The sequence below is a fragment of the Bremerella sp. TYQ1 genome (assembly GCF_020150455.1).
GTDB lineage: Bacteria > Planctomycetota > Planctomycetia > Pirellulales > Pirellulaceae > Bremerella > Bremerella volcania_A.
On sequence record NZ_CP083740.1, the window covers coordinates 1,567,159 to 1,586,792 of the forward strand.

Here is a 19,634-nt window from a genome sequence, read left to right on the forward strand (position 1 = left end):
ACATTTCCGCCGTAAACTCACCGGCGTTGAACCGAAACGACCTACGTTTGCGATGGTTGAAGTCGCAAGCGTTCTACTTGCCGGTCAGGTCTTGCTCTGTTTTACGACAGCGCAAGGCAAAAGTTGAGGGTGAGCACGTTCGCAACGGTGGCTCGGAAGCCGCTTCCCGTGGGACGATGTGAATCTCATCTAGCCACCAACCCACTCAGGGCAAGCGGGACGGACGGTCGACAGGAAGCAGTTCACCCGGCAAATTTCGCCGGGTGAAGTCATCGTGCATGCGAATCAGGGATCCCGCGATGCTTCCTTTTCTGAAAGACACTCGCAAACCCCCTTCAATCTCTCACCTACATCACCGCAAAGTAATTATCGACGGCGTCATCGAAGTATTCGTTCGTCAGTTCGAGTGGAGCGTTCTCGTACAAACACATATTACGAACCTGCATCAAAAGGTCGCGTGGCTGGCAGCAGCGGAACGGACGGTTCACTTTCTTGTAGTGATTCTCGATCAAATAGTCGATCGCCGTTTCATTTACGGTGAATCCCATCATGGGACACATGATGTCAAACAGCTGTCGAAATTCTTGTTCGGTAGGGTCGACCACTTCGATCTTGTACGGGATACGACGCAGAAACGCATCGTCGCATAAGTCTCGAGGCTCTAAGTTCGTCGAAAAGACAATCAACTGGTCGAACGGAACCTGAATCTTCTTACCGCCTCGCATGTTCAAGAAGTCGTACCGTTTTTCCAGCGGCACAATCCATCGGTTGAGCAACTCGTCGGTGCTCATTCGCTGACGCCCAAAGTCGTCGATCACCAACGTTCCGCAGTTGCTTTTTAGCTGAAGCGGGGCTTCGCTAACCCCGGTCGATTGAATAGTACTGATTTCCAGGTTATCCATCGTCAATTCACCACCGACAACAATTGTCGGACGTTTGATGCGAACCCAGCGGCGATCGATGCGATGCTCTTGCATGATGCCAGGGCCTTCTTCGATGGGCACCTCGTCGTGAACTGCGGGGTCGAATACCCGCAGTATTTCGCCATCAATCCCGATCGCCCGGGGAACCCAAATATGCTTCCCGAAAGAGCGAGTTACCCGTTCAGCGATGCTGGTTTTACCGTTACCAGGTGCTCCATACAGAAACAACCCGCGACCACTGTTAATAGCCGGTCCGAGCCGACGGAACATCGACTTGTTGATCAGCAAGTCTTCGAACGCGGTCTCCAAGGCTTCGATGCTGGGCGATTGACCCTCTAACGATTGGGCACGCACGCTGGCGATGTAATCCTTCAGCGAAACTGGGGCAGCCCCGTAATAAGTGCAGTGCTCGTTATAACGCCGGGCCCGCTCGCGTCCCAAATCGGTCAAATAATAGACGTAGTCGCCAGCCTGAGCGGTATCTTTATAGACCACCAGTTGGTCGTACTTCATCTTTCGCAGACATTCGTCCATCAACAGGAACGGAATGCAAATCTGATTGGCAATCTCACGCCCCGATGCCTCGCCGGCGGTCAGCAAGTACTTGATGCACAGTGCTTCAACGTCAGACGACGTCAAACTAGCCTCTCGCAGCGTTCCCGGCTCGCGAGGATAAAACGGGGTATCGTTGTCTTCCTGGAAATCATCCTCGTAAGTGGCAGTCTCTTCCGGGACTTGCTCTGGCTCGGCAAACGCGCCTTCGTCGTCGGAACCTTTGCTGGTCATGCTGTTGATCCGAGAGATCATCGCTTCCAGCGACTTGTCTTCCTGCGACTGCGGTTCCTCTTCCGGCGAGATCGCCTCGACAAGTTGCCAAGGATCAATATCGCCGTTCTCGGTCGAGGATTGGCCAGAAAGTTGAGACAACAAATCTTTGAGCGGGTCGGACATAGGTTGATTCTTCGTCGCGAAAGCCGGCGTTGTGCGGAGAGAAAAGGAGTTTCGTCGAAAGCCTAGGTCACAGACGGAAAGAATCAACTTCCTTACGCGGCAAAGTCCGCATAGACTGTCTAATCCTACCTGTGGCTTCTCTTTTGCCGCAGATCGGCGCCCAACGCCCCCCAAATTGCCAGTAATATTCCCCGGAAGACAACTCGAATGGGTTTGGTTAAAATCGTGGGCATCTACCGATCTGCCTCAATAGATTCGATTTAGAAAGAACGAGTACGATGACCGCAAAGTTCGATCCGTTCGGCGCACGCGACGTGTTTTCCACCTCGGAAGGGGACCTGGGAATCTACCGCATTAATAAGCTGCAGGACGCTGGCCTGGGTGATATCGATAAGCTCCCATTTTCGATCCGCGTCCTCTTGGAATCCGTGCTGCGGAACTGTGACGGCTACATCGTCTCGGAAGACGATGTGAAGGCGCTCGCAGGCTGGAAAGCCGAGAATCCGGTCTCGAGCGAGATCCCATTCATGCCGGCTCGCGTTGTGCTGCAAGACTTCACCGGTGTTCCGTGCGTGGTGGATCTCGCTGCGATGCGAAGTGCCATGGAACGTCTTGGTGGCGATCCTGCCAAAATCAACCCACTGATCCCAGTCGACCTCGTCATCGACCACTCGGTGCAAGTCGATAAGTTCGGTACCGAACAAGCCCTCGAAGAAAACGTGGCTCTCGAATTCCATCGTAATAAGGAACGATATGAGTTCCTGCGTTGGGGTCAGAAGTCGCTGAAGAACTTCCAAGCCATTCCGCCAAACGTCGGTATCGTCCACCAGGTGAACCTGGAATACCTGGCCAAGGGCGTCTTCGTTCGTGAAGACGAAAAAGGCAAAGTTGCTCTGCCTGACTCGCTGGTTGGTACCGATAGTCACACCACGATGATTAACGGCCTCGGTGTTGTGGGCTGGGGTGTCGGCGGGATCGAAGCCGAAGCGGTCATGCTCGGCCAGCCGATCTACATGCTGACGCCACAAGTGGTCGGGTTCGAGCTGACCGGCAAACTGGGCGCCGGCGTTACCGCAACCGACATGGTGCTCACGATCACTCAAATTCTGCGAAAGCAGGGAGTCGTCGGTAAATTCGTCGAGTTCTTCGGCCCCGGCGTCTCGCAAATGAGCCTCGCCGACCGAGCGACGATCGCCAACATGGCTCCAGAATATGGTGCCACGATGGGCTTCTTCCCTGTCGACGCGGAAACACTGAACTACATGCGACGCACCGGCCGAACGGCTGGCGAAGTCGATCGCGTGGAACGTTACACCAAAGAGCAAGGGCTCTTCCGCACCGACGAAATGAAGCCTAGCTACACCACGCTAGTTCGCTTGGATCTTTCGACTGTCGAACCATCGCTTGCTGGTCCTAAACGCCCGCAGGACCGCGTCGCCCTCAAAAGCATGCAAAGCGAGTTCAAAAAGTCCTTGGTGACTTCGCCCAACGAACGCGGCTTCGGGTTGAGCGAAGGGGACCTCGGTCGCACGGCCACCGTCGAAGATAACGGCAAGTCGAGTGAAATCGGCCACGGTAGCGTTGTCATCGCGGCGATCACCAGCTGCACGAACACCAGCAACCCAAGCGTGATGCTGGCTGCTGGTTTGCTGGCGAAAAAGGCCGCCGAAAAAGGCCTGACCGTTAAGCCCTACGTCAAAACCAGCTTGGCCCCTGGATCTCGCGTCGTGACCGATTACCTGGTCAAAGCAGACGTGATGGAAGACCTCAAGAAGCTTGGCTTCAACCTGGTCGGCTACGGCTGCACGACATGCATCGGTAACAGTGGTCCGCTGCCGGAACCAGTCGCTAACGCCGTGACGAAAGGCTCTTTGGTGGCTTCGGCGGTTCTCAGTGGTAACCGCAACTTCGAAGGCCGCGTGAACCAGCACGTCAAAGCCAACTACTTGGCCAGCCCACCGCTGGTGGTTGCCTACGCTTTGGCGGGTACCGTCGATATCGACCTCGACAACGATCCGATCGGCACATCCGCCGACGGCGAATCGGTTTATCTCAAGGACATCTGGCCATCCAACGAGGAAATCCTCGAAACGGTTGAAAAGGCGATCACGCCTGAGATGTTCCAGGAACGCTACAACAGTGCCTACGAATCGAACCCGAACTGGAACGCCATCGACGTTGCCGACTCGGAACTTTACACGTGGGACAAAGACAGCACCTACATTCAGGAACCACCATTCCTGGACGACGTGAAAGAAAACGTCGAGCCGATCGAATCGATCACCGGGGCTCGCGTCTTGGCTCTCTTGGGCGACTCGGTTACAACCGACCACATCTCGCCGGCAGGTGCCATCGCTAAGGATAGCCCGGCTGGGAAGTACTTGATCGAGCATGGCGTCGATCCGGTCGACTTCAACAGCTACGGTTCGCGTCGCGGTAACGACCGTGTGATGCATCGCGGAACGTTCGCCAACATCCGCATTCGCAACCGCCTGACTCCTGAAAAAGAAGGGGGTTGGACAAAGTGCTTCGCGACCGGCGAAACGATGAGCATCTTCGATGCCGCCGAGATCTATAAGCAAAACGACACTCCGCTGGTCGTGATCGCCGGCAAGGAATATGGAACCGGAAGCTCCCGCGACTGGGCCGCCAAGGGGACATTCATGCTGGGTGTCAAAGCTGTGATTGCTTCCAGCTTCGAACGTATTCACCGCAGTAACTTGATCGGCATGGGCGTGCTTCCTCTGGAATTCCCCAACGGATCGTCCTGGGAATCGCTCAGCCTGACCGGCGAAGAAACCTACGACATCTACTTGCCGGATGATCTCAAGCCATTGCAGAAAGTCACCGTCTCGGCCAAAGCTGCTGACGGCGAAGTGACGACGTTCGACGCAACCGTGCGAATCGATACGCCGGTCGAACTCGACTACTACCGCAACGGTGGTATCCTGCAAACGGTCTTGCTGAAATTGTTGAAGGACTCGAAGTAACTGACGTTTCTTCCGAAGGAAAACTACGTCGTGCATAGCGTTAGCTTTTTCGTTCGCAGCTGGGTCGTGTTCTGTGTATCGTTTTATGCGGTATCACAGGCACCCCAGCTACTTCGAGGCGAAACGCCCGAATGGCAATCGCTATTCAACGGCAAGGATCTCTCAGGCTGGCAAGCAGATCGTCACCCAGCGAACTTCACTGTTGTTGACGGGACGCTTCGAGCATGCGGCACGGATGGAATGTCACATCTTTTCTATGCTGGCGATACCGATTCGTTTGTTCCGCTGAAAAATTTCGAGCTTGAAGTCGTTTGTCGAGGAGAGAAAAATTCCAACTCAGGTATCTTCTTTCATACAAGTCATGAACTGCGGAAGGGAAGATACCTGAACGAAGGATACGAGTTGCAGCTCAATTCCAGCGATCGCGAGAAACGCAAGACAGGCAGTCTTTATGCAGTGAAAGATCTGGCGGAATCGCCTGTCGACGAAACCAGTTGGTTTACCGTTCGGCTTCGCGTGGAAGGAAAGCGGATTCAGGTTTGGCTGAATGATACGCAAACTCAAGACTACACCGAACCTGAGAATCCAGTCCGCGAGCCTGGCCGTGAAAAGCGTCTGATTGATCCCGAGGGAGGGGCGATCGCACTTCAAGCTCACGACCCTGAAAGCACTTTCTACTTCCGGTCCATTCGTCTAAAGCGTCTACCGTAGACGCATCGCGGTAAAAGTGCTCTTTTACCGAGTGCCGTTCCCACGTTAGTCGATTGAAACCGATCGGTGCTTGAAGTGCAGAATGGCCTGGTTGGGTGAGAGATTGAAGATCGCTCTCGGATTGGCAACCCAGCGATTGCCGGTGTACTCGAATACACCCGTGGCGGCTCGCAAATTGCCGACCGCTGCGACATCCTCCATGTCTCCCCCTTCGATTGCCTCGAAGCGGACGGTGACCGAGATGAAGGCGCGAAGCAACCCATTTTCTTCGTCGCAGGCATATTGGACATCGTTGCCAAATTCGCAGTCGACCCAACGCAGTCCACGGGGCTTTCCGCTGGCGGCTGCGGCTTTCATGAACTCAGTTTCAAGCCATTCACGGCGCAATTGGAATTGCCGTTTCGCTTGTTCCTGGTTCAAAAGATTCTGCCGGACTCGTCGGCGTCCTATCCAGACCGCAACTGCCCACGCACCTGCTATAACGACGAGGACCGTCACCGAGATCCAAATCGTCCACATGCTTGTCATCCTCAGCCATTCGTCGATTCGGCGTTTTCCAGAAAAGCAACGATGGGGAGTTGCCGAATCAGTCCAGGTTACATCCACTCCATTTTAGAGACGCTGCGAAATTTAATCCAACGAGTTTTCCCGCAATCACCGCGATGCTGGCACCCCACATCTAAACAAGGTACGATGATCGCCACTTCGCTGTCTTATCAAGATTCGTTGAATTGTGTCGCCTATGCGAACTGACGAAGACCATCTAAAAACTGCACTGCCTGAGGATACTCCCTTATACTTCGTCAGAATTCCCGAAGGGCAGATTTTCGGGCCTGTTACGTTGGCGGAAGTAGATCGTTGGGTGCTGGAAGGGCGCATTGACCAGAAATGCGAACTGCGACCGATCGATTCCAAGGTCTGGGAAAAATCAGATCAAAAATATCCGATCCTCGGGCTGCCAGAACAAGTTGGTGCCGGAACGCCGTTTCATCAGGCACGGCTCGCTCATACTGGGGCCGCTTACCAGATACCTCACCGCGGCGTTCCGACGCTGATTTTCGCGTTGATCGGACTGATCGGCGTTTGCCCCATCTTCAGCATCGCCGCATGGAGCATGGCCCACGCCGACCTTGAAGAAATCGACGCGGAGCGAATGTCTCGCTCTGGACGAGCAATGCTCTTGTGGGCCAATTATCTGGGCATGGCTGGGACACTCGGTTACGGCGTGTTGTTCCTCGGCTTCCTGATGGTTTCGCTTCTGCGCATTTTGCTTTAGATTGAGTGCCTCAAAAGCACATCTTTGACGATTCCAGGAAAGACTAATCCCATGCCCCTTATTGGTGCCCACATGTCGATCGCCGGCGGCTATTACAAGGCCGTCGATGCCGCCGCTGCCGTCGATATGAATGTCGTTCAGCTTTTCTGTAAGAACAACAATCAGTGGCGAGCCAAGACGATTACCGATAAGGACGTTTCTCTGTTTCAGGATGCTTTGGCGAAGCACAACGTCGGAGCGCCGCTTTGCCATGCTTCGTACCTGATCAACATCGCCTCGCCGAAAGATGAATTGTGGGAGAAGTCGATTGAAGCTTTGAAAGTCGAGCTTGAGCGTTGTGAGACGCTGGGCATTCCGAACCTTGTGTTTCATCCTGGCGCGTACGTCGACTCTTCGCTGGAAGAAGGTATCGACCGGATCGTCCAGGCAATCGATCGTGTTTACGCCGATCTGCCGGATTGCCCTGTCACACTGCTACTGGAAACGACCGCCGGGCAGGGAAGCTGCATCGGGCACAAGTTCGAGCACCTTCAATCGATTCTCGTAGGAGTGAAAGAAGGGGAGCGTGTTGCCGTTTGCCTCGATACGTGCCACATCTTCGCGGCTGGCTATCCGATTTCGGAAGAGAAGGACTTCAAAGCAACGTTTAAAGACTTCAACAAGCTGATTGGTTTCGACAAGCTGAGAGCGATTCACTTGAACGACAGCAAGAAGGAGCTTGGATCGCGTGTCGATCGGCACGATCATATCGGCGAAGGGAAGATCGGCGTTGAAGCCTTTCGGCATATGCTCAACGACCGGCGATTCAAAAAGATCCCGATGTATCTCGAGACTCCCAAGGGGGAGGAAGATGGCGTGCTGCATGACGCCAAGAACCTGGCCACGCTCCGCTCGTTGATCCAGTAAGGGCTGACCCTAGTCGTCGTGCAGGCCCTGTTCGAGTTTACGCGTGTATTGATGGGTCCGCTCCTGTTTCCGTTTCTTATCTTGCTGCTTTCTACCGAGCAAGACCGAAACGCGGGCGAACGTCCCCAGCGCGAACAGCCCAAAGAAAATGGCTGCGGCTACCAAGTAAAGAAAATAGCCAGAGACTTCTCCGACGAACGTGCCCACAACCAGAACATAGACATGGGCAGCTGAGATGACCGCCATCAAGCCGCCGACCGCAATCAACTGGTCAGCCGACTTCCAGATGCCCTCGCTGGAAAGCACATGGGCAAGCTGACTCCAGAGACCCGATTGCGACCGGCGTGGCATAGTTGGCCTATACGGATTCGATGTAAACCCCGCGGCGATCTCGTTCGGCCTGACGCGCATCGTCAATCATCAGAGCGACTTTTTTCACATCCTTGATACCAGGAATGCGAAGCTCCGGATGCGTACGATCGCTGGATGTAATACGAATCGTCCCGACATTGAACATCCGATCGAGGATGCCTTGCTCGACGGTGACGTCGTCGACATCGATCACTTCAATTCGGTCGGTGGTTCGCTTAATTACGCCATGTTCGTGGATGAAGCGGCGTGTTGTCAGTTCGTACGAAACCCCCATTTTGACCCACCATACGCGGATGAGCTGAGCAATCCATAAGATTGGGATAGCGACAAGGATTAGCGGAAAGAAAATCCCCCCGGCAATCAGTCCGGCCGTAATCAGACCAAGGATCATGAAACTGCCACTTTGGTCGACCGCCGAATAGCCGCCAGACCAAATCGTTTCGTCCGGTCCGCGTTCTGGCCGACGGCGTCCAGCGGAGAATTTGTCTTTAGGGTCATGATCGGCGGGATCCATGGCAGCATCGTTGGGGTTGCTGGCGTCCATCGCTCACTTCCTTCCAGTTTTCTTTTTTTGTAGGGGCTTAACCTTAGGTGTTTTTGTTTACAGAGACAGGTCTCTGGCGAATATTCGCAAATTCGAGACCAATCTTGGCCCTTTCCTCGCCCATTATAGAGGTTCTGAAGGGGCAAAAAAGCGTCTGCCCAAAAGGAATCGGCGATCGACGGTTCTCAAATTGTCGCCTGGAAATGACCGTTATCTTGTTTGCTACCGCAGACTTAGCTTGCTCATTTCGGCAGTTCAGGCCAAACTATGAAGATTGAAGCAGTTTCCCCGGCGGTGACCACGCGGAAATTTTATTCGCGTCCCCGTGAATTCGAGTATGCCCTATGCGATGCCCGTTCTGTCGAGCCGACAACGACCGTGTGATTGATTCACGCGCTAGCCAGGACAGTTTCTCGATTCGGCGCCGACGCGAATGTCTCGGCTGCAAGCGGCGTTATACCACGTACGAGCGCGTCGAAGAACTTGACATCAAGATTGTCAAGAAGGACAACGTCCGAGAACCGTTTCATCCCGAAAAGATCAAACGCGGCTTGTCACTTGCTTGTTGGAAACGGCCCATTAGCGAAGCTCAGATTGAAGCGATCGTCGCGGCCGTCGAAAGCGAGATTTATTCGCAGTACGAAGGGGAAGTTGAAAGCCGCCAAATTGGCGAGATGGTCATGCGGCATCTGCACGCGATCGATCAAGTCGCTTACGTCCGCTTTGCCAGCGTCTATCGCGAATTCAAAGATGTCCGCGATTTCGTCGACGAGCTTCAGCCCATGCTGAAAAAGTATGCCCCCAGTGTGCCGAAGCCCTCCTCGTAACTTCGACTCTTGGTTCGCACAACTGTCCCTCAAGTTAAAGTTGTTGCCCTGCGCTGATCCAATGATTGATTCCTTGATCGAATCAATATAGTTTGATGAATACTTGCCACCGCTGGGCAAGGAACATCTCGCACCATGAAACCGGGCAGCACGAAAGATGGGACTCTTAGATATCTTCTTTGGCGGCAAGCCTACGTCTTGGACTGACGATCAGTACGAAAAGTTCAAAACGGCATACTACGCTTTGGAATCAGGCTCGGTCGGCTTGCTGGATTACTTACCACCGACCAACGTGGCAGCACTGGGCGGAAAGATCGCCGGCGGCTCGGTCAAAGTCTTGATCGACCGAGGCGAAATGGGCAAGTATGCATCGTGGACAGAGTCGCTTCACAAAGAGCTTCAGCAGGGCACGCGACTTCAAGCAATCAAAGCGATCTGGTGCATTCAGCTTGAGGGCAAAGTCAAAGAGCTCGACACCACCCAAGTGTTTATCACCATCTGTGCGCTGCACGTTGCCGTCTACGACTCGCTAACGGCCAACTAACTTCGTTGGCTCAGTTGGACGAAGCGGCTTCTGGTTCGTAACCGTCCCACATCCAAACTAGGGTGTCCGCAAGTGTTTGCTCGTAGACCTTCTTATCGCAGTGGCGAGTCGCTTTGCTGAAAATAAAGCGATAGTCGTACCCCTTGGCCTTCAATGCGGCGGCCGTTCGGCGATTGGCCATCACCCAATTGTGATAGGTCTCTTCAGGGTCGTTTGCTCGATTATCGAATTCGGAAACATGCGTAAAAATACGCAATGGTTTCTTTTCGCTATTCTCTATCAGCTTCATGCTGCTGTGATATTCCCAGGCACCCAGCGGGAAGTCTTTTTCTTCTGGTGCATCGTCGTCTTGCTGATCGACAAATGTACCCGAGTAGGTAATCAGACGACGAAACAAGTCGGGACGAAACCAACCAATCGTCAACGCCGCTGCCCCTCCGGAACTGCAACCCATGACCGCTTTGCCCCATGGATCTGCAGTAAAAGCCAAGTTCGGATAGGCCGCTTTGATTTCGGCGTTGTTCAATACGGCGAGTAAGACTTCGTCGTTGATGAATCGTGCATGACGATCCGACATCGTGTCGTACTCTAAACCTCGCTGGCTTCCTTTACCATCGTTGCCCCCATTCTGAACGGCAATGGCGATCATTGGAGGCAATTTGCGTTTGGGGTCTTTAGAGATCGTTAGATTATCCAACGCGTTCCGAACTAGGTTCAATCGACTCGGTCCATCGAACATCACGAGAATGGGAGCCTTAGTTCCATCGTTGTACGCGGCAGGAACGTACACAAAGATCTTTCGCTCTTTGCGAACATCCTTCTTTGGGTTCAACGTCGAATCTTTGCCGTCGAAGATTTTGCTGTCCGCCAACGGCATCGAGAACTCGAAGTATTTGCCCTTCGGGTTGCCTTGATCAGTCAAATCAGGATCGATTTGGTAATCAGGCCCCACGACAAAATCGCCGTTGCGTTGAGTGGGCTCGGCGAATGCCACGCAAGAAATCAGGCCAACAAACAACAAGGAAGCAGCGATACGAAACGAATGCATGACAGACCAGTCGGAAAGCGGAAGGGAAAACGGGCAGAGTGTTTCCCCTAGCATATTTGGACTGGAAGCCGCGTGAAAGCAGGAAGACAACTAATAGCAACGTTTGAGTACGAACTCTGCTAATTGTCGCAATGCTGTCGTCGCGTCTCCTTCGGGCCACTGAGAAATGGCAGCCAAAGCCGTTTCGACGTATCGAATTGCCGTCTCGCGGGCATAAGCGGCGCTGTCGAACTCTTCGATCCACCCCATGACCTGAGCCACGTCAGGCTCTTCCGCTTCGAGTGCGGACAGCATTTCAGCTTTTGTTTCTTCAGAGGCGACTTTCAAAGCATGGATGATCGGGAGCGTTGGTTTGCGCTGAGCCAAATCGGTACCGAGCGTCTTGCCGGTTCGATCAGAATCGCCTTCGATGTCCAGCAGGTCGTCGACAATCTGAAAAGCGATTCCTAGACAACGACCATACTCAGCCGCTTGTTGGCTCGCTTCTTCCGAAGCGTTCGCGTAAATCGCCCCTAGCTCGCACGCACACTGACAAAGTACTGCGGTCTTTGCTTCGATGATTGAAAGGTATTCTTCTTCCTTCAGGTCGAAGCGTCCTTTGGTCGTGATCTGACGGAGTTCGCCCTCGCAAACCACGTTGGTGGCCTGACCGATCTTGCGTGCTGCCATGGTCGTAGGCAATGTGCTCGCCAGGTAAAACGCATGCGTGAATAGAAAGTCGCCGACGAGAACGCTCGATTCTGTTCCCCAGCGTTGATGGATGGTTTCCAGATGTCGACGTGTTTCTGCTCCGTCGAGTACGTCGTCATGAATTAACGTCGCTGTGTGTACCATCTCCATCACAGCGCCCAGCTTGTGATGATCAGCGGTGACTTCACCAAATGCCTGACCGCAAAGCAAAAGCAGAGCAGGGCGGAGACGTTTTCCACCCAGCAAGTAGCCATACGAAACGATATCGCTGACTTTGGGAAACTTGGAAGACATCTCCCGCTTGAGGATCGCTTCGACCTCGGCCAGGTCGCTGCCGATCCCGCCGTAGCAACGCATCAATGCTTCTGCACTCGGAGCAGCTGGAGTCTGATTCGCAGGATTCACGTTCGTCTCGATTCGCTTTCTACTTAGCCTTACGATTCTTTCGCTCGCTGATACGTCCCCGACTTGCCGCCGGTTTTCTTGATCAGCCGAACGTGAAGAATCTCCATGCCTCGATCAATGGCTTTGCACATGTCGTAAACGGTCAGTGCGGCAACGGACGCAGCCGTCATCGCTTCCATTTCCACACCAGTTTTTGCCGTTACTTTGGCTGCCGCTGTAATAATGAGCGTTGTCGGATCAGTAAACTCAAATCCGACTTCCACACTCTCCAGCGGCAGGCCATGGCATAAAGGGATTAACTCGTCCGTTCGCTTGGCAGCCATAATTCCTGCCAGACGGGCAACTTGGAGCACTTCCCCTTTCTTATTTCGGCTTTCGCGGATGGCCTCTCCCGTATCAGCCTGCATTTTCACGCACGCCTCAGCGATTGCTTCTCGCAATGTCGCTTGTTTTGGCCCAACATCAACCATTCTGGCCGCGCCGGAGCTGTCGATGTGCGTGAAGTCTGCCATAGGAACACCAATACGTAAAATCACGAATCACTACATGTTAAGGCGATTCGATGATTTTCAGTAGGGGCGATTCCGTGGATTTGCCTACGGAATACGCCAACGTTCCCAGAACATGCTGGTCAGGTGAACGAGACTTTCCTTCGATGCCTCTTAAACCGCACGTATCGCACCCTACTTAACCCCGCTGATGTTTGCCGTTTGAGCCGATATCGAACGTCGCTGATTTGCGGTATTCCCGCACAACCGCAGGGAAGCTCCTCACTCTGCTCTCCTCCTTTCGCGGGACATCAACCACGACGGCAAGGAGTGGAATGTTTTTCTTGTTGTTTTTAGTGTTTCTCTATTGCCAATACGACAAGAACATGAGCATCATTATCAATACCGCAAGAGCCATTATTCCCACCTAACTTAGCCACTTTGGCTTCCCGCCAACCCACATAAGGGACCTTTGATCTATGAAGTACTTTGCGCTAGTTGTGCTCCTCACTCTTCTATGCGGACTTACGGTCGGCTGCGGTGGCGACGGAATTCCGCGTGCCTCCGTCCACGGCACCGTCACTTACGAGGGCGAACCGGTCGAGTCTGGCGTCATCATGTTTATTCCCGATACGGTCGCGCCTGTCGCCCTGAAAATTACGGACGGCCAATACGACTCCGATTCCGATGTCAACGATCGGCGAGGGGCTATCATTGGGCATTGTTCCGTTCAGATCTTTGCCAACCGCCCCACTGGCAAGAGCTATGTCGATGTCATGACCGGCGACAAGATGGAGGAAACCAAACAGTTCATCCCCGCGAAATACAACGAGCGAACACAACTGACCGCAGACATTGAATCAGGCGAACAGACAATCGACTTCAGTCTCGAGAAGTAGCTCGATAGCGGCCGCGTCCCGCTGTCCCCATTCACATCCGAAATATATTTCTCATTTCTATCTGTGTAAGGAAGCTCTCGATGCTCACCCCATCTCCCCGAAAAGCAGGCTTCACGCTTGTCGAACTCCTTGTTGTCATCGCCATCATTGGCGTATTGATCGCGCTTCTTCTACCTGCCGTGCAGCAGGCCCGGGAAGCGGCACGTCGAATGACCTGCAGCAACAATTTGAAACAGCTCGGTCTTGCGACTCACGTCTATCACGATGTCCACAAGCAATTCCCGATTGGCTGCCTATATGTCGATAAAGCAAGCCCCTGGAATAATAACTTGACGACGTGGATGGCTCGTATTCTGCCGCAGATTGAACAAGTTGCGTTGCATGAACAGATCAACTACGTCAGCCATGCACACACCTCGAACGATTCGCCAGCGCAAGTCGAGATCGAAGCATTTCGCTGCCCTAGTAATGCGGAAGATCCTCGCACGACCGCATCGGTCAGCACAGCTCCAACCGACTATGCGGCGTGCGTTGGCAAAGCTTGGAACCTGGGCGGCAACGACATCAACAACACCGGCTGGACGGCAGTGATCGTGCATGGGAAGAGTAAAGGGATCTTCGCAGCCAATGGAACGGTTCGTTTTGCTGATGTGACCGATGGATTGTCGAACACGATGGCCCTCTCGGAAATTACCCATGGCGATTTCTATGCCAGCAGTAGCACGCGTCCGACATGCATCTCGGACTTAGGCTCCCAAAGCACGGTGCCGAATGGCGACTCTTGGCTTGTCGGCCGTTTCCAAGATTGGTGCTTCAATACGCAGTACACTCCCAATCCCCCAAGCCCTGACTGCCAGCACAACGGTGTTTGGTTCAATGTGGCCGCACGCAGTTTTCACCCTGGCGGCGTGCAAGTCACCATGGGAGATGGCTCGGTTCGCTTTGTTGCCGAGACTATCGCGCTGTCGACCTGGCAAAACCTAAGCAACCGAGACGACGGCAACGTCCTCGGCCAGCTTTAATCGGCCACTAGCCTACGGGAGTGACACTCGGGCAATGTTCGCTAAGCAACGCGTGGCCATAGCGCGCAAAAAAAGGACGCCGCGATTTTCATCGTGACGTCCTTTTTTAAGCTCGGATTGTGGTAACCCCGAAGATCTTGGTCTTAGACCAATTCCTTCTTAGCACCGATCAAAGTTCGCAGACGTTCGGCCAGCAGAGCCGCATCAAACGGCTTCTTGAACGTCTCATTGATCGTGGATCGATCGAAGCTCATCGAGCTTCCATCGTCGGGCAGCAAGGCGATCAGAATCGTTTCCGCGAAGTCCGGATTCCGACGCAGATTCTGGCAAATCTGCAATGCCTCGATACGACCGATCGAGAAATCCACGATAATGCAGTCCGGGTGAAAACCTTCGGCTTGAATTCCCGCCTCAAAACCACTCGCGGCCACGCAGACCTTGAATGCTTTCTCGAGCGGAAGTTCGCGACGCAGATTTTCCACCAACACTTGGTCCTGAGCAACGATCAGCACCTTGGCCATGGCTTCGTCTTCCAAGTCGCCAAGGGGCATGCCGTGTTCTTTCAGGAACTTGATCAAATATTCCCGCGGAATACGTCGGTCCTGGGAACCAGGAATACGATATCCCTTAAGGCGGCCCGAATCGAACCACTTACTCACCGTGCGGGGGGCCACTTTGCAGATCTTTGCGACCTGTCCTGTTGTGAAGACCTTCATCACAGGCTCTCCATTACTCTTTCGTTGAGTTGACCTCCACTGTGCTTCCGGTTCTGACGGAAACACGAAAATCGCCCCTCACTTCCGAAAACCAACTCCTCTGGCGATCCCTCGCACACGGCTATGGGAAAGTTGATTTCTTCCATGTCTGGGTCAGGGCGCTACAAACGCTGCTTCTCTCGTGGCTCGTACTCAGATCCTTCTGAACCGCGCCGTTCAAGCGGAAACCGGATCCACTACTCACGACTTGGTTCCCGAGTCTGATTCCGAAGAACCAATCTCGCTCACCGTTCTCGCAGCGGTTCGGCGATGCGGTGACCAATGGGAGAATCCCAAACAGAACAACTAACGCAGCAGCGAGGTCACGCCACTACGTAGCTTCAGCTTGTTAAAGATTCCCCCCTTGGCCGGCTGCTTACTCACGCCAACTGCAACAAGTGCTGCAATTGGGAAGTGCGTAACAAGCCTTCCGAAGGTTAATTTCGAGATTTTGGGGGTCGTTTCTTTAGCATCTTTCCGGTCTGTTTGGTGCGATCTTCAAAATCGCCACTAGCGGCACCAACAGATTGTGCGTCCTGTTCCGGTTTTAACGGTGCGATGAGTCGCTAGCGGTTCTTCCCTGTGTTAGGGAATTATTCGTCGTTGCTGATGAAAAGGCCAGTCTCGGTCGTCCGTTTCACGACGCGGATCGCCACATGCGAGATCAACCTTCTGCTTTTTGGAGTGCCTTCCGTGCGGACGTCTTATCGAAAGACAACTGACGTAGCTTACGGGTTCTCATTCGTGCCAGTTCATCTCCGGAAAGCGGACTTTCTGCGTGAAGACGCTAGCAGTGTTGGCTATGCTGATAACACTTTCCTCGCCGTTGTTCATGATGCCCCATGCCCCAGAACACCTCACAACTTCCACCAATCGAAGCAATCTTGAACTTCGCATTCGCTGCGGCGATCGGAGTCGCATGTGCTGGCATCGCCGGTATTCTGCTGAATGACGGAGGCCGTGCGATTGCTGGTGGGCTGGTGGGCATGCTGTTAGGGCTAAGCCTAACGGCGACGTATTACTGGGGTCTGTTTCATCGAAACTCCAAATGCCTCTTTGCGGCTGCTTTATTAATCGTACCGGCTTCGATGTGCCTGGGTGCTGGCGTCTACCGACTGCTTGCTGATTCCTTGGAACTGCCTGAACTGTTTACCTGGTTCCTTCTTCCGATTGGTACGCATGCCGCATTCTTCGGTGCTGGACTGGCGAGTCTGTGGCAAACGGTTCGCTGGTACAACATGCTCAAGGATGCAGAGAAAAGCAGTGACGCGCGATTTGGCATCCGATCGATCTCCCTTCGCGAGATGCTCGGTGCGACGGTCGTCCTCGGACTCGTCATGGCTCCAGCAAACATCGCCAGGTATACCGATCCACTCGTTTACCTCGAAAACGTGCCGGCAAGCCAAGCCCCTGTGTCGCTGCCTGCCGAGGCAAAAGAACTGAAGTTTTATCGCCATGAAAATGGTCTTGTCGAATCGACATTTCTCGTTGAAGAGAAAGACCTGAAGAAATGGCTCGCGGGGTTAAGACAGGACAAGTCTAATTTCTTCTGGAGACCTCGCCCGATGCCGCAGGGCTACCGCGAAAAGGGCCCCGTTGGATATCCAGACGGAAAAATTCACTACGAATGGTTCACGTTTGACGACGCGGTCTATGTCCGTTGGGACGAAGACAACTGGCAACACTCACTGATCTACAGCCCATCCCAGAAGAGAGCAATCTATGACGAACATTGGCCAAGAGGTTGGTAACACCGTCCTCGATGCCGCCTTATACATCTCAAGCTACCTAAACTGAAGCTCGCTACATGGATAGCTTATCGATGGAATCGAATGCCAGCGAATCCAAGAGACCATCTCAGACAGCAGAGTTGAAGTCGTCGGGGGTGTTGATTCTATTTTCGCTGATCAACATGTTCGCCGGCGCGGTGACGGCCAGCGTCGCACTCATGGGGCTCGAACTGCTTTGGCCGAATCCCATTAGCTACAGTCTGCTGTTGGTTCTTCTTCTTGGCTTTTCGGCCATGATAGGGCAGTACGCCGGCACGTTTCGAGAAAGCTACCACGGTGCCTACCTTGCCGCCGCCGCTAGTAGCGCATGCTATTCGATGACCTACCTCGCCATTATCATCCGCCAAGTCATATCGACCGATTACGCACAGCCATTTTCCAATAATGGCCCCATGGAATATCAATCGTTTGCTTGGCCAACGATTGTGGTCGTCTCACTGGTCTCGATTTGGCTCAATGGTTCGCGGGCAGTGAAACTGAAGAAACGAAACGAGCAAATCGAAAGACCTATCCGACTATCGATTTCATTACGTGAAGTACTCGGGTTTAGCTTCCTGCTGGGACTCATCATCTTGCCAGCCAGTTTCCAGGCACAAGCCAATCAGTCGATGTATCGCGCCAACGTGACTGCCTCAGAAGCCCCTTTTCCGGTCCCTGATACGGCAGAAGCGATTCAGTTCCAGCGTGACCGCAATGGATTGATCCTCGGTAGTTATGAAATCACCGAAGAAGAACTCCGCAAATGGCATTCTCAGCAAGATTGGGACATGGCATCCGATCGGCCTAGCGAGCAGGAAATAATTGTCGGCCCCGTCGAGGTTTCTCCTCCTGATCCGACCCAAACTCCGTTTCTCGTGCCATACAAAACTCATCGTGTGATGCATGGCTTTCAAGTTTACCTGCGGACCGAAGCCCTTATTCACTGCATCACGTACGATCGTGCAGCGGGCATTGCTTACTACGAAGAAATTGCTGTCCCCAAGGAAGAGTAAGTGTCGACGGAACCTGTGAATCCCCTGAGGCCAACCACGCGACACTACGCTTGGTCGACGCTAATGATCGTCATCTGGCTTTCGTTTGCCGGATTTACGACGACGTGGTTTTTCCGCCGTGAATGGCAAGAGAAAGTGATCGCTTCCGGACTGACGTGTGCGCCGATCTTTGTCGCACTTTTGCAGTACCTCAGCACGTTTCGCTACGACCGTCAGGCCGCCGTCTTGGCGACTTGGTTAAATGGAGTTCTCGGGCTGGTTCTATTCCTAGTCTACCTCCCCGCGTTGCCTGCGGCGCTCCGCATGTTTGCCAACTCTCTATTCTTTGCCCCGGTGGCAATGCTCCTGACTTACCTCGTACTCTTTGGTGTTTTTCTCGTGAACGCCTACCATCACTTAGTCTGGAGCGAACAGCTTTATGCCGCCCAGCAATCACATACGCTGCCTCCTGTCACCAAGAACCTGACCATCAAAGAGGTCTTCTTACTGCTCTTGGCCATAGGCTGGATCTTTGGCATTACTTCGTATGGCGTTCGACAAGGCTGGCATCATGTACTGTGGTTTTAGTTTCCAAGATTTTTAAAACGGCGTTCTCGTATTGATCTTATGAACGAAGCGGTTCGATTTCCGAAACCATCTTTCTTTCATCAAGCATGCGCCGTGCTTTCAATATTAGGTTCGTCGGCGCTCATCGGAACTTGTCTGCCTGGCCTGATTTATTGGGAAGCCTGCTTTACGTTCTCGTCACTGATTATGATTCCCTGGCCAACGATCCTGGTCATCCAGCAATATCGTGGAACATTCCGAAACAATGCTTCCGCAGCTGCTTGGGCAACGGTCTTGACGAGTTTTCCACTTTCAATCGTGGCGCTCGCGGCGGCCGGGATTCTGTTCCAAGATCCGAACTGGAAGACGGTGCTTATCTTTGCGACGTTGATGATCGGAATCACGACGGTGCAGCTATCGAATTGGCTTTGGTGGCGAATACTAAGTCGCACAGCCGCCGCAGGTCTGATACCGCCCAACAACGCGCAGTTTTCCGTGCGGGAACTGCTGCTTGGCACCGCAATTGTTGCCGTGATCCTGGCGGTAGGAATTCCTCTCACAAAACCTCTCGAAGGACATAACGTCGCCCCCGACGCGACGCCACTCTCTCTGCCTGAAGCTTCTAGTAGCGTCACCTATGAGTACGCGTCGTACTTCACGCGGTATGAGTGTACCGTCGACGAAGAACACTTTCTGCAATGGTTTGAGGCCAACTACCCCGAGTCCGACCTAAAGCCCCTATCCGGCGAGGTCAGTCGATACAACTTTAGGACGCAAAGGTTTGAATCACGCGTTCTGAAAAACGGTTGGCGCTATGCTTGGAGGGAAGGGGATCAAGCTGAGACGATCACCTACGACCGCGACGAACAACGACTTTTTTATGATGCGAACAGTCGCTAGAAAGTTCTCGCGTTCGTGGGACCGGTTAACTATATTGCTGCCGTGTACGCTTTGC

The 19,634-nt window shown here is 53.4% G+C and carries 21 protein-coding genes; 13 read left to right on the plus strand and 8 right to left on the minus strand.

What is annotated here, in order from left to right; genetic code table 11:
- Positions 1–347 precede the first annotated feature (347 nt).
- A complete protein-coding gene (locus LA756_RS05775; protein ID WP_224438928.1) occupies positions 348–1,874 on the minus strand; it encodes an AAA family ATPase in 1,527 nt (508 codons plus the stop codon).
- A gap of 278 nt (positions 1,875–2,152) precedes the next feature.
- Here LA756_RS05775 and acnA point away from each other — a divergent pair, with 278 nt between their 5' ends.
- On the plus strand, positions 2,153–4,864 hold the full coding sequence (gene acnA, locus LA756_RS05780) for an aconitate hydratase AcnA (RefSeq protein WP_224438929.1): 2,712 nt from the start codon (positions 2,153–2,155) through the stop codon (positions 4,862–4,864).
- 30 nt (positions 4,865–4,894) lie between these two features.
- A complete protein-coding gene (locus tag LA756_RS05785; protein ID WP_224438930.1) occupies positions 4,895–5,575 on the plus strand; it encodes a DUF1080 domain-containing protein in 681 nt (226 codons plus the stop codon).
- Positions 5,576–5,620: 45 nt separating this feature from the next.
- On the opposite strand, the gene LA756_RS05790 is transcribed toward LA756_RS05785, so the two are convergent.
- Positions 5,621–6,094, minus strand: a complete 474-nt coding sequence (locus tag LA756_RS05790; RefSeq protein WP_224438931.1) for a hypothetical protein — start codon at positions 6,092–6,094, stop codon at positions 5,621–5,623.
- 223 nt (positions 6,095–6,317) lie between these two features.
- On the opposite strand from LA756_RS05790, the gene LA756_RS05795 reads away from it, so the two are divergent.
- Both LA756_RS05795 and LA756_RS05800 read left to right on the plus strand, forming a co-directional pair.
- Positions 6,318–6,851, plus strand: a complete 534-nt coding sequence (locus LA756_RS05795; RefSeq protein ID WP_224438932.1) for a hypothetical protein — start codon at positions 6,318–6,320, stop codon at positions 6,849–6,851.
- 51 nt (positions 6,852–6,902) lie between these two features.
- Positions 6,903–7,757, plus strand: a complete 855-nt coding sequence (locus tag LA756_RS05800) for a deoxyribonuclease IV (RefSeq protein ID WP_224438933.1) — start codon at positions 6,903–6,905, stop codon at positions 7,755–7,757.
- A 9-nt stretch (positions 7,758–7,766) separates the two neighbouring features.
- Here LA756_RS05800 and LA756_RS05805 read toward each other — a convergent pair whose 3' ends face one another.
- Positions 7,767–8,108, minus strand: a complete 342-nt coding sequence (locus LA756_RS05805) for a hypothetical protein (protein WP_224438934.1) — start codon at positions 8,106–8,108, stop codon at positions 7,767–7,769.
- 7 nt (positions 8,109–8,115) lie between these two features.
- Positions 8,116–8,673, minus strand: a complete 558-nt coding sequence (locus tag LA756_RS05810; protein WP_224438935.1) for a PH domain-containing protein — start codon at positions 8,671–8,673, stop codon at positions 8,116–8,118.
- Positions 8,674–9,017: 344 nt separating this feature from the next.
- Between LA756_RS05810 and nrdR the strand changes: the two genes are divergently transcribed.
- Together nrdR and LA756_RS05820 are read left to right on the plus strand one after the other, a co-directional pair.
- Positions 9,018–9,500, plus strand: a complete 483-nt coding sequence (gene nrdR / locus LA756_RS05815; protein WP_224438936.1) for a transcriptional regulator NrdR — start codon at positions 9,018–9,020, stop codon at positions 9,498–9,500.
- A 157-nt stretch (positions 9,501–9,657) separates the two neighbouring features.
- Positions 9,658–10,044, plus strand: coding sequence for a hypothetical protein (locus LA756_RS05820; protein ID WP_224438937.1), 387 nt, complete (start codon positions 9,658–9,660; stop codon positions 10,042–10,044).
- Positions 10,045–10,054: 10 nt separating this feature from the next.
- On the opposite strand, the gene LA756_RS05825 is transcribed toward LA756_RS05820, so the two are convergent.
- The 3 genes from LA756_RS05825 to moaC form a co-directional block, all read right to left on the minus strand.
- The gene (locus LA756_RS05825) at positions 10,055–11,092 is read right to left on the minus strand and encodes an esterase family protein (protein ID WP_224438938.1); all 1,038 of its coding nucleotides are present in this window, start codon (positions 11,090–11,092) and stop codon (positions 10,055–10,057) included.
- Between the two features lie 90 nt (positions 11,093–11,182).
- Positions 11,183–12,187 carry a polyprenyl synthetase family protein gene (locus LA756_RS05830; protein ID WP_224438939.1) on the minus strand — a complete coding sequence of 335 codons (1,005 nt, stop codon included), beginning with the start codon at positions 12,185–12,187 and terminating at the stop codon, positions 11,183–11,185.
- A gap of 29 nt (positions 12,188–12,216) precedes the next feature.
- Positions 12,217–12,699: a cyclic pyranopterin monophosphate synthase MoaC gene (gene moaC / locus LA756_RS05835; RefSeq protein ID WP_224440360.1), complete on the minus strand. Its 483-nt coding sequence runs from the start codon at positions 12,697–12,699 to the stop codon at positions 12,217–12,219.
- 455 nt (positions 12,700–13,154) lie between these two features.
- Here moaC and LA756_RS05840 point away from each other — a divergent pair, with 455 nt between their 5' ends.
- Complete coding sequence (locus tag LA756_RS05840; protein ID WP_224438940.1) at positions 13,155–13,574, plus strand: hypothetical protein; 420 nt, start codon at positions 13,155–13,157, stop codon at positions 13,572–13,574.
- A gap of 80 nt (positions 13,575–13,654) precedes the next feature.
- Positions 13,655–14,596, plus strand: coding sequence for a DUF1559 domain-containing protein (locus tag LA756_RS05845; protein WP_224438941.1), 942 nt, complete (start codon positions 13,655–13,657; stop codon positions 14,594–14,596).
- Positions 14,597–14,739: 143 nt separating this feature from the next.
- Here LA756_RS05845 and LA756_RS05850 read toward each other — a convergent pair whose 3' ends face one another.
- Positions 14,740–15,312: a helix-turn-helix domain-containing protein gene (locus LA756_RS05850; RefSeq protein WP_105353146.1), complete on the minus strand. Its 573-nt coding sequence runs from the start codon at positions 15,310–15,312 to the stop codon at positions 14,740–14,742.
- A gap of 181 nt (positions 15,313–15,493) precedes the next feature.
- On the opposite strand from LA756_RS05850, the gene LA756_RS05855 reads away from it, so the two are divergent.
- The 5 genes from LA756_RS05855 (at position 15,494) to LA756_RS05875 (ending at position 19,579) form a co-directional block, all read left to right on the plus strand.
- Positions 15,494–15,661, plus strand: a complete 168-nt coding sequence (locus LA756_RS05855; protein ID WP_224438942.1) for a hypothetical protein — start codon at positions 15,494–15,496, stop codon at positions 15,659–15,661.
- A gap of 532 nt (positions 15,662–16,193) precedes the next feature.
- Positions 16,194–17,102, plus strand: a complete 909-nt coding sequence (locus LA756_RS05860; protein ID WP_224438943.1) for a hypothetical protein — start codon at positions 16,194–16,196, stop codon at positions 17,100–17,102.
- A 56-nt stretch (positions 17,103–17,158) separates the two neighbouring features.
- Complete coding sequence (locus tag LA756_RS05865; protein ID WP_224438944.1) at positions 17,159–18,133, plus strand: hypothetical protein; 975 nt, start codon at positions 17,159–17,161, stop codon at positions 18,131–18,133.
- On the plus strand, positions 18,134–18,700 hold the full coding sequence (locus tag LA756_RS05870) for a hypothetical protein (protein ID WP_224438945.1): 567 nt from the start codon (positions 18,134–18,136) through the stop codon (positions 18,698–18,700).
- 93 nt (positions 18,701–18,793) lie between these two features.
- On the plus strand, positions 18,794–19,579 hold the full coding sequence (locus LA756_RS05875; RefSeq protein WP_224438946.1) for a hypothetical protein: 786 nt from the start codon (positions 18,794–18,796) through the stop codon (positions 19,577–19,579).
- Positions 19,580–19,634: the final 55 nt, after the last annotated feature.

Excerpts from the sequence above, each read along its gene's own strand:
- LA756_RS05775 (WP_224438928.1), bottom strand. The coding sequence starts at position 1,874 with ATGTCCGACCCGCTCAAAGATTTGTTGTCTCAACTTTCTGGCCAATCC.
- acnA (WP_224438929.1), top strand. The coding sequence starts at position 2,153 with ATGACCGCAAAGTTCGATCCGTTCGGCGCACGCGACGTGTTTTCCACC.
- LA756_RS05790 (WP_224438931.1), bottom strand. The coding sequence starts at position 6,094 with ATGTGGACGATTTGGATCTCGGTGACGGTCCTCGTCGTTATAGCAGGT.
- LA756_RS05795 (WP_224438932.1), top strand. The coding sequence starts at position 6,318 with ATGCGAACTGACGAAGACCATCTAAAAACTGCACTGCCTGAGGATACT.
- LA756_RS05800 (WP_224438933.1), top strand. The coding sequence starts at position 6,903 with ATGCCCCTTATTGGTGCCCACATGTCGATCGCCGGCGGCTATTACAAG.
- LA756_RS05805 (WP_224438934.1), bottom strand. The coding sequence starts at position 8,108 with ATGCCACGCCGGTCGCAATCGGGTCTCTGGAGTCAGCTTGCCCATGTG.
- LA756_RS05810 (WP_224438935.1), bottom strand. The coding sequence starts at position 8,673 with ATGGACGCCAGCAACCCCAACGATGCTGCCATGGATCCCGCCGATCAT.
- nrdR (WP_224438936.1), top strand. The coding sequence starts at position 9,018 with ATGCGATGCCCGTTCTGTCGAGCCGACAACGACCGTGTGATTGATTCA.
- LA756_RS05820 (WP_224438937.1), top strand. The coding sequence starts at position 9,658 with ATGGGACTCTTAGATATCTTCTTTGGCGGCAAGCCTACGTCTTGGACT.
- LA756_RS05825 (WP_224438938.1), bottom strand. The coding sequence starts at position 11,092 with ATGCATTCGTTTCGTATCGCTGCTTCCTTGTTGTTTGTTGGCCTGATT.
- moaC (WP_224440360.1), bottom strand. The coding sequence starts at position 12,699 with ATGGCAGACTTCACGCACATCGACAGCTCCGGCGCGGCCAGAATGGTT.
- LA756_RS05840 (WP_224438940.1), top strand. The coding sequence starts at position 13,155 with ATGAAGTACTTTGCGCTAGTTGTGCTCCTCACTCTTCTATGCGGACTT.
- LA756_RS05845 (WP_224438941.1), top strand. The coding sequence starts at position 13,655 with ATGCTCACCCCATCTCCCCGAAAAGCAGGCTTCACGCTTGTCGAACTC.
- LA756_RS05850 (WP_105353146.1), bottom strand. The coding sequence starts at position 15,312 with ATGAAGGTCTTCACAACAGGACAGGTCGCAAAGATCTGCAAAGTGGCC.
- LA756_RS05860 (WP_224438943.1), top strand. The coding sequence starts at position 16,194 with ATGCCCCAGAACACCTCACAACTTCCACCAATCGAAGCAATCTTGAAC.
- LA756_RS05865 (WP_224438944.1), top strand. The coding sequence starts at position 17,159 with ATGGATAGCTTATCGATGGAATCGAATGCCAGCGAATCCAAGAGACCA.